Here is an 8,518-nt window from a genome sequence, read left to right as displayed (position 1 = left end):
TATGGGCAAGATGCCCATACCTCCTATCTTTTGCTTGGTTGGTGCAGTAGGGACTGCTGCACCTCCTACTTTTTTTACTTTTATCTGTCCTTTTTACTTTTTACCTTTTTACTTTTATCAAAGCTGTGTGCGACGGTAGAAATCAACATTCTCTTTCGTTAGAAGCTCGATTGGCATATAGTTTACGGGTTGCACTTTCTTCTTCAGCACAATGGCTTTGAACAGAGTGTCTACGCAACTATAGCCTTGCTGGTAGCCGTGCTGCGCGATGATAAACGACATACTGCCCTGGCGCAGACATTCTGCGTTCTTTGCTACCATATCGTAGCCCATGATTTGTATGTCGCGCATGTTGTTGCGAAGCAGGAACTCGCCCACAATGTGTGCTTTTGAATTAAGTGTTATGCAATGATGTGTGTCGGGATGCTGCTCAAAGAATTCTTTAAGTATAGCATCGTATTCGCTGCGTGTACCCTTGAAAGGTACGCATAGTTCTGTGATTTTAATCTGCGGGAAATGGTCGTGCATATAATGGCGAAAGCCCACTTCGCGGTTCACCTGCTGCTTACTGGTCACCTTGCCGTCCTTCATCTGCTTGAAAAGCATGATTTCCTTTTCGTTTGAAGCGATGAGCATAAGCATTTTGGCAGCAAAGTAACCGCTGCAGAATGAGTCCTGACCGAAGAAAGAAAGCGGTTTAAGGTCGGGCATATAGGAGTCGAGCATCACAAATGGTATCTGTTGCTCGTGGAGAATATCAGTGAATTGTTTGGTTGTTTCGATGTCCTGTGGCACTATTATTATGCCGTTGGGGTTCGATGCGAGGCATTGTGTATAACAATCGATGAACGAATTGTTATTGAAACGCTCATAATACATAATCTTTACGTTAATGTTGAAGTCGCGCCTTACCTCTATAGCCTTCTGCACGCCCTGCTCAATCTCTTCCCAATAGGCTTCCGACTCATGCTGTGGTATGAGCGCATAGAACACGTATGTCTTGTTGTAAGCCAACGCGCTTGCATAGACATTGGGCTGATACTCCATCTCCTTGAGAGCCTTCTCTACTTTCTCGCGTGCCGGTGCCGATACATTCGGACGATTGTGTAGTACGCGGTCTACTGTTCCGACCGACACGCCTGCTCTTTCTGCAATATCCTTAATTCTGATTTTCTCCATTCCTAATGGTTGTGCGTTTCTTTTTGGGTTTGTTATTATATGATTGGTACAATGATGCGCCAACCCGCATATTACGTGCAAATTTAAATAAAAATATTGAAATATCCACTCCTCGGATGCAACTTTATTGCTTCGATTGAAGATTTTCTGTTTTACATGCGCTTGTCTGATAAAATTTTTGTTATTTTGCATTGAAATTCGAAACGTATCGAATGTATTTTAGGTTTTAAACACTATAAAGATGAAACTATTCAGAAGTATAGTTGAACTTCAGAATGAGTTGTTTGAAGTTCGGAAGTCAGGAAAAAAGGTAGGTATTGTGCCAACAATGGGTGCCCTCCATGAGGGCCATGCGTCGCTCGTAAAACGCAGTGTTGCGGAGAATGGAGCGACCGTAGTTTCTGTTTTTCTTAATCCGACTCAGTTCAACGACAAGAGCGACCTTGAGCGCTATCCGCGCACACTTGATGCAGACTGCGCTTTGTTGGAGGCTTGTGGTGCCGATTATGTTTTCGCTCCGTCAGTAGAGGAGATGTATCCCGTAGAGGACAAACGTCAGTTTGAGTTTCCACCAGTCACAACGGTGATGGAGGGTGCGCATCGTCCGGGCCATTTCAATGGTGTGTGTCAGGTTGTATCGCGCCTATTTTATATTGTACGTCCAGATCGTGCCTATTTCGGTGAGAAGGACTGGCAGCAGATTGCTGTCGTGAAGGCAATGGTGCGCTTCCTCAAGCTTGATGTGCAGATTGTCGAATGTACTACAATACGCGAAGCCGACGGCTTGGCAAAGAGTTCACGCAACACGCTACTCTCTGCCGACGAGCGTGCCATCGCTCCACGCATCTACGAGGCTTTGCAATCGAGCCGCGAGTATGCCAAGACACACACATTGGCAGAGACTCACGAGTATGTAGTCTCTACCATCAACGCTGTAGACGGACTTGAGGTGGAGTATTTCTCAATCGTTGACGGCGATACATTGCTCGACGTTGCTAATTGGGACGACAGCGCGTATGTAGTAGGTTGTATCACAGTTTATTGCGGCAAGACACCGATACGTTTGATTGACCACATTACTTATAAGAAATAGTTTCTCAGAAATATGATGATAGAAGTATTAAAGTCGAAGATTCATTGTGCGCAGGTAACACAAGCGAATCTTAACTATATCGGCAGCATCACCATCGACGAAGACCTCATGGATGCTGCCAATATGATTGAAGGCGAGAAGGTGCAGATTGTGAACAACAACAACGGCGAGCGCTTCGAGACATATATTATCAAGGGTGAACGCGGATCGGGCTGTATCTGTCTCAACGGTGCTGCTGCACGCAAGGTTGTAGTGGGCGACACCGTGATAATCATCTCCTACGCCCTCATGGACTTTGAGGAGGCTAAGACTTTCCGTCCCTCAGTTATATTCCCCGAGAATAATAAAGTGTAGCAAATGTTGAATGTTGAGTGTTGAATGTTGAATGGTCGCGGCAGAGCCGCAATGTTGAGTGTTGAATGAATTCTTTATTGATGAATTCTTCATCGGCGAAGCCGACAATTCTACATTCCACATTCCACATTTTACATTGCCATAGGCAATCATTCCACATTCAACATTCCACACTCAACATTAATTTCATTTATGCCAGATAATCCTACTGCAAAACGCTCTTCGAAAGCTGCGCCAAAGGCTTTCGACAAGAACTACGGACATCTGCAGCCGCAAGCTGTGGATATAGAGAAGGTGGTGCTTGGCGCGCTTATGATTGATAAGGATGCGTTCTCTATCGTTTCAGAGACATTGCGCCCCGAAACATTCTACGAGCCACGTCACCAGAAGATATACAACGCCATACAGACACTCTCGATGAACGAGAACCCTGTCGACATTATGACCGTCGTTGACGAGCTAAAGCGCGAAGGCACTATCGACGATGTGGGCGGTGCGCCCTACATTGTCGATCTTAGCTCGCACGTGGCTTCTTCGGCTCACATCGAGTATCATGCCAAGATTCTTGCGCAGAAGTTCCTCGCACGTCAGCTTATCTCTTATGCCAGCGTCGTAGAGACAAAGGCTTTCGACGAGACGCAGGACGTGGACGAACTGATGCAGGAGGCGGAGGGTTCGCTCTTCGAACTCTCGCAGCGCAACATGAAGAAGGATTACACGCAGGTTGACCCCGTCATCACCCGTGCTATTGACATTCTGCAGAAGGCATCTGCCAACGCCGGTGGCTTGACTGGTGTGCCTACGGGCTTCGAGAAACTCGACGAGAAGACGAGTGGTTGGCAGAGCTCCGACCTTGTCATCATCGCCGGACGTCCTGCCATGGGTAAGACTTCGTTTGCCCTTTCGCTCGCGAAGAACATCGCTGTCGACTATCATACGCCTATCGCCTTCTTCTCTCTTGAGATGAACAACGTGCAGCTCGTGAATCGTCTTATCTCCAACGTCTGTGAGATACCTGGCAACAAGATGCTCAACGGACAGCTCTCCGACGACGAGTGGGAGCGCCTTGACAAGAACGTGCGTAATCTACAAGGCTCGCCACTCTATATCGACGACACACCTGGTCTCTCTATCTTCGAGCTTCGCACCAAAGCACGCCGCCTCGTGCGCGAGAAGGGTGTGAAGATAATCATGATCGACTACCTCCAGCTTATGAACGCCAACGGTATGCGCTTCGGCAGCCGTCAGGAGGAGGTGTCGAAGATTTCGCAGTCGCTGAAGGGTCTCGCCAAGGAGCTTGACATACCTATCCTCGCTCTTTCGCAGCTCAACCGTACTGTCGAGAACCGTGAGGGTTTGGAAGGTAAGCGTCCGCAGCTGTCCGACCTTCGTGAGTCGGGAGCCATTGAGCAAGATGCCGACATGGTGCTCTTCGTACACCGCCCCGAGTATTACCATATCCTCACCGACGAGAAGGGTAACGACCTTCGCGGCATGGCGCAGATTATCATTGCCAAGCACCGTAAGGGTGCCACGGGCGATGTGCTCCTCACGTTCCGTGGCGAGTTCACACGCTTCCAGGATCCGCAGAAGCAGTCGGCACCCATTGGCGATGCACCGTTTGGCTCGGAGATAATTGGTAGCAAGATGAATACAGGCGATATGCCGTTGCCGCCAGATATGATGGAAAGTGCACCATTCGGCTCGCCTGCCGATCCTGCACCGTTCTGATAAAAGTAAAAAGGTAAAAGAGTAAAAAAGTAGGAGGTATGGGCATCTTGCCCATACCACGCAGCCTAATAAAAGCCCTTTTACCTTTTTACCTTTTTACTTTTATGCGTTTTTCTCTCTGTGTATCACGCTGCCGCTTCCCTGATGTGTGGCGAGCACTAATACTTCGGCTATCTGCACGTGTTTCGGGGCGGAAGCTGCGTAGAAAGCTACGTCGGCAATGTCGGCACCAGTGAGCGGAACGATACCTTTGTACACGTTCTCGGCGCGGGCGTTGTCGCCGTGGAAGCGGACGTTGCTGAAGTTGGTCTCAACGAGCCCGGGCTTCACGTTCGTTACGCGAACTGCCGATTCGGCTACGTCGATACGCAAGCCATCGGTTATGGTCTTCACGGCTGCCTTCGTGGCGCAATAGACATTGCCACCGGCATATGCTGCGTCGCCTGCAACGCTGCCAATGTTGATTACGTGGCCCTCGTTGCGCTCTATCATAGCCGGCACGATGAGGCGTGTCATGGTGAGCAGCCCCTTTATGTTGGTGTCTATCATCGTGTTCCAGTCTTCGGGGGCGCCCTCGTATTCCTTTTCGAGACCGAGCGCGAGTCCGGCGTTGTTGATCAGAACATCAATTGTCTGCCATTCAGCTTCGAGCGAACCGATTGCCTGTTTTGCCGCCTCGGCATCGCGCACGTCGAACACCAAGGTGCGCACCTTCGTGCCTTCAGCTTCGAGCTGTGCCTTTATCTCTGCTAACTTCTCTGCACGGCGAGCCGTGAGAATAAGATTGTAACCGCCTTCGGCAAACTTTCTTGCGCAGGCTTCGCCGATGCCGCTTGTGGCACCGGTTATGAGTGCTGTCTTCTTCATAATAGTCTGGTGTTAAATGGTTTGATATGTTCAGGTGTAGCTCTACTTCACTACTTTGTGACCTTCGTCTACCCATGCGTTGTAGCCCTTGTCGAGCTCTACAACTACATAACCGTCGCGCACGAGTATGCCGGCTGCCTTCTTGCTGCGCTTGCCGCTGCGACAGTTCACGGCTATCACTTTGTCTTTAGGGAGTATTTCACACGCCTTCTGCTCGAAGTCGGGTTTCAGCACGTCTATATTAACGGCGTTCTCGATATGACCCGCAGCGAATTCTTCTGCTGTGCGTACGTCAAGTCGCACTACCGTTGTGTCGGCAATTATCTTCTCGTATGCGTCTGCCGATACGCTCTCGAAGCCCTTGTTCTGCGCCTTGCAAGAGAAGATGGCGCAGAGCATAGTAAGTATGCTCATGATTTTTATTGTTTTCATTATTATAATATGTGGTTAATCCTTAATAAGATAATGTCTTCTTGACTCGTAGATGTCGTCCATGTTGTCTGTAGCCCATGAGATAAGGGCGTTGATGTGTGGCAGCAAGGTCTTTCCCTTGTCTGAGAGCGAGTATTCGACACGTGGCGGTACTTCGGCAAAAGCCTCGCGTTTCACCAGTCCGTCGGCTTCGAGCATCTTTAAAGTTGCTGTAAGCATCTTCTGCGATATATCGGGTATGTTGCGCTGAAGTTCCTTGAATCTCTTTGCTTCGTCTGTTTCGAGTGTGTATAGTACGAGCATAGACCATTTGTCGCCTATGCGCGAGAGTATATTGCGTATTGGGCAATTGGGGAAAAGTGCGTCTTTTACTTCGTTTGTATTCATGCAATTATGTGATTAGAGTCGTATTACTATACAAAAGTAACTATTAGAATTGACATGGTTGTCAACGATATTGTTAAACTACTTTAAACCACAGCGATGCAAGCGTCTTGTTTTCAGTATTAGTCACCTTAAAGTAACTGACTTACGTTTGCGTACCTACTTGTGTAGCGTTCTGAAACTTAGTAATTTTGCAGCAGTAAAAGCAAAATATGGTGGGTGTGGGTATCTTGCTCATACCGCGAGCTACAAACGAAATTATTAATTAAAACAAAGAAAACAATGAAATCAGTAGAGACAACAAAGACGGGTAAGAATTTCACAGCAGTCAGTGTAGGCAAGCTTAGCGAGGTGAAGAATTATGTCCTTCAGTTGGGCGACATTCAGATACCAGGCAAGGTGTTCGTAGGTCAGGCTCTCGGCACAACAGGTAGCGAACTGTCTTTCCAGACATTCGCCCCAGGTCAGGACGGCGGTTTTCTGCATACGCACAAGAATCACGAGGAACTCTACTTCATCCTTCGAGGTGAAGGTCTGTATCAGGTAGACGGCGAGAACATTCCGGTAGGCGAGGGCAGCATCATCCGTGTGGCTCCCGAGGGCAAGCGCGCCATCAAGAATACCGGTTCGGAAGAGATGCTTATGCTCTGCGTGCAGTATAAGAGCAACACGTTTATGGCAGAGGATGCCACAGACGGTGTGATATTGAGCGAGGAACTCAAGTGGTAGTTCTATAATGGTGTAGCAGTACTTGTAGGGGAGAGTACTTGAGTACTGGTGGATATATTACTCGAGTACGGTGGTGAGATTACTCGAGTATAGTTGTGAGATTACTCGAGTACTACATAGAGAGTACTCATTTTCTTACCTCAAGCACTGCTATTGTTGTTATCTTTCTGTTATCCCATCACCACATCGAGCACCATCATTAGCACAAAGCCGATGGCGAAACCTATAGTGCTGAGATTACTGTGCTGACCGCTTGAGGCTTCTGGTATCAGCTCTTCCACTACTACGTAGAACATGGCGCCTGCAGCAAAGGCGAGCATGTAGGGGAGTGCCGGCGTAAGAAATGAGGCGAGCAGGAGGACGGCGATGGCTCCGATTGGCTCGACGACTCCACTGAGAGATCCTAACACGAAGGATTTCCATCGGCTGTTGCCTGCCGCCCGCATTGGCATGGAGATGATGGCACCTTCGGGGATGTTCTGTATGGCTATGCCTAACGATACGGAAATGGCTGCGGCTAAGGAGATGTTTGAAACTTGGTTTTCGGCTCCGGCAAACACTACGCCTACAGCCATACCTTCGGGCAGGTTGTGGATGGTTACGGCAAGGGTAAGCATGGCAGTTTTTGAAAGGTGTGACTTTACGCCTTCGGGCTTGTCTGTGCCGATATGGAGGTGGGGTGTCAGTTCGTCGATAAGCAGCAGGAAACCTATACCCATCAGGAAACCCACGGCAGCCGGCACTACCGACCATGCGCCGCTGTCAGCCTTCATCTCCATCGCCGGAATAAGCAAAGACCACACGGATGCTGCCACCATCACTCCGGAGGCAAAGCCCAACAATGATTTCTGTAGTCGTGCGGACATTTCGTCTTTCATAAAGAACACGAAAGCCGATCCCAGCATCGTACCTAATAGCGGAATGAGAAGTCCTACGATTATTGTTGCTGTCATTTCTGTCATATTCTTCTTTTTATTTGTTTGTTACGATGCAAAGATACAACTTTGTTGCGAGTCGGGCAATACCTAAAAGTGATGCTTCCTTACTTTTCGTACAGTTCTATCGGCAGTCCGTCTGGGTCGTTGAAGAATACAAACAGCTTGCCGGTGTATTCGTCCGTGCGGATAGGCTCGTGCGTGATGCCCTTGCTGTCGAGTTCGCCGACCGCCGCCGCGAGGTCGTCCACCTCGAAAGCAAGGTGGCGCAGACCTGCTGCTTCGGGATAGGAAGGACGTGCAGGCGGATTGGGAAAGGAGAACAACTCTACGACGTACGAGTCGCCAAGAAAGCAGTCTGCCTTCCATGAGTGGCGTTGCTCGCGATAGTGTTCGCTCTTGATCTTCATGCCGAGCACATCGGTATAGAACTGTTTAGAGCGTTCGTAGTCGGAGCAGATCACGGCTACGTGGTGTACTTTGTTGAGTTTCATAATATTCTTTCTAATTTTCTGTTTATGTTATGTGCTGCAAAAATAATTGCTTTATATGTAAACTCAAAATTTTTATTGAGTAAATGGTGTGTTGTAAAAAAACGAGAGTAGAGAGTGGAATGTTGAAAGTTATGATTACCTTTGTTGGGAATTATTGTTGTTTGAAGAAACAACATATATTACGACAAGCACCCCGAAGACCTTCGCTTGCAGCGCAGGCACGGCATCGTAGAGTTTGAAACCACCATGCATCACTTGCGCCGCTTCATCAAGCCTGACTCGTTCCTGCTCGACATTGGTGCAGGAACGGGACGCTACAC

Annotated in this window: 10 protein-coding genes; 4 read left to right on the top strand and 6 right to left on the bottom strand. The window is 48.5% G+C overall.

The window, feature by feature from the left end:
• Positions 1 to 117 precede the first annotated feature (117 nt).
• Positions 118 to 1,179 carry a LacI family DNA-binding transcriptional regulator gene (locus HMPREF0673_RS02825; RefSeq protein ID WP_040596274.1) on the bottom strand — a complete coding sequence of 354 codons (1,062 nt, stop codon included), beginning with the start codon at positions 1,177 to 1,179 and terminating at the stop codon, positions 118 to 120.
• A gap of 241 nt (positions 1,180 to 1,420) precedes the next feature.
• Here HMPREF0673_RS02825 and panC point away from each other — a divergent pair, with 241 nt between their 5' ends.
• The 3 genes from panC to dnaB all read left to right on the top strand — a co-directional run bounded on the left by panC (position 1,421) and on the right by dnaB (position 4,357).
• Positions 1,421 to 2,272, top strand: a complete 852-nt coding sequence (panC, locus tag HMPREF0673_RS02820) for a pantoate--beta-alanine ligase (RefSeq protein WP_007897651.1) — start codon at positions 1,421 to 1,423, stop codon at positions 2,270 to 2,272.
• Between the two features lie 12 nt (positions 2,273 to 2,284).
• A complete protein-coding gene (panD, locus tag HMPREF0673_RS02815) occupies positions 2,285 to 2,626 on the top strand; it encodes an aspartate 1-decarboxylase (RefSeq protein WP_007897649.1) in 342 nt (113 codons plus the stop codon).
• Positions 2,627 to 2,818: 192 nt separating this feature from the next.
• The gene (dnaB, locus tag HMPREF0673_RS02810; RefSeq protein ID WP_007897645.1) at positions 2,819 to 4,357 is read left to right on the top strand and encodes a replicative DNA helicase; all 1,539 of its coding nucleotides are present in this window, start codon (positions 2,819 to 2,821) and stop codon (positions 4,355 to 4,357) included.
• Between the two features lie 102 nt (positions 4,358 to 4,459).
• Here dnaB and HMPREF0673_RS02805 read toward each other — a convergent pair whose 3' ends face one another.
• Genes HMPREF0673_RS02805 through HMPREF0673_RS02795 form a run of 3 tightly spaced genes read right to left on the bottom strand, consistent with a single transcriptional unit; the run spans position 4,460 to position 6,043 of the window.
• Positions 4,460 to 5,224, bottom strand: coding sequence for an SDR family NAD(P)-dependent oxidoreductase (locus HMPREF0673_RS02805; protein ID WP_007897643.1), 765 nt, complete (start codon positions 5,222 to 5,224; stop codon positions 4,460 to 4,462).
• A 42-nt stretch (positions 5,225 to 5,266) separates the two neighbouring features.
• Positions 5,267 to 5,638: a rhodanese-like domain-containing protein gene (locus tag HMPREF0673_RS02800; RefSeq protein ID WP_245544221.1), complete on the bottom strand. Its 372-nt coding sequence runs from the start codon at positions 5,636 to 5,638 to the stop codon at positions 5,267 to 5,269.
• A 33-nt stretch (positions 5,639 to 5,671) separates the two neighbouring features.
• Complete coding sequence (locus HMPREF0673_RS02795) at positions 5,672 to 6,043, bottom strand: winged helix-turn-helix transcriptional regulator (RefSeq protein WP_007897638.1); 372 nt, start codon at positions 6,041 to 6,043, stop codon at positions 5,672 to 5,674.
• Between the two features lie 279 nt (positions 6,044 to 6,322).
• On the opposite strand from HMPREF0673_RS02795, the gene HMPREF0673_RS02790 reads away from it, so the two are divergent.
• Complete coding sequence (locus HMPREF0673_RS02790; protein ID WP_007897637.1) at positions 6,323 to 6,769, top strand: cupin domain-containing protein; 447 nt, start codon at positions 6,323 to 6,325, stop codon at positions 6,767 to 6,769.
• Between the two features lie 170 nt (positions 6,770 to 6,939).
• Here the strand turns inward: HMPREF0673_RS02790 and HMPREF0673_RS02785 are convergent, their stop codons facing one another.
• Positions 6,940 to 7,722: a ZIP family metal transporter gene (locus tag HMPREF0673_RS02785; protein WP_040596280.1), complete on the bottom strand. Its 783-nt coding sequence runs from the start codon at positions 7,720 to 7,722 to the stop codon at positions 6,940 to 6,942.
• Between the two features lie 89 nt (positions 7,723 to 7,811).
• Entirely contained in the window at positions 7,812 to 8,198 is a 387-nt protein-coding gene (gene gloA2 / locus HMPREF0673_RS02780) for an SMU1112c/YaeR family gloxylase I-like metalloprotein (RefSeq protein ID WP_007897631.1), read from the bottom strand.
• Between the last annotated feature and the right edge of the window lie 320 nt (positions 8,199 to 8,518).

The organism is Leyella stercorea DSM 18206, assembly GCF_000235885.1.
Classification (GTDB): domain Bacteria; phylum Bacteroidota; class Bacteroidia; order Bacteroidales; family Bacteroidaceae; genus Prevotella; species Prevotella stercorea.
The sequence above is the reverse complement of the archived record's forward strand: the minus strand, read 5'-3'. Positions and strand labels throughout refer to the sequence as shown.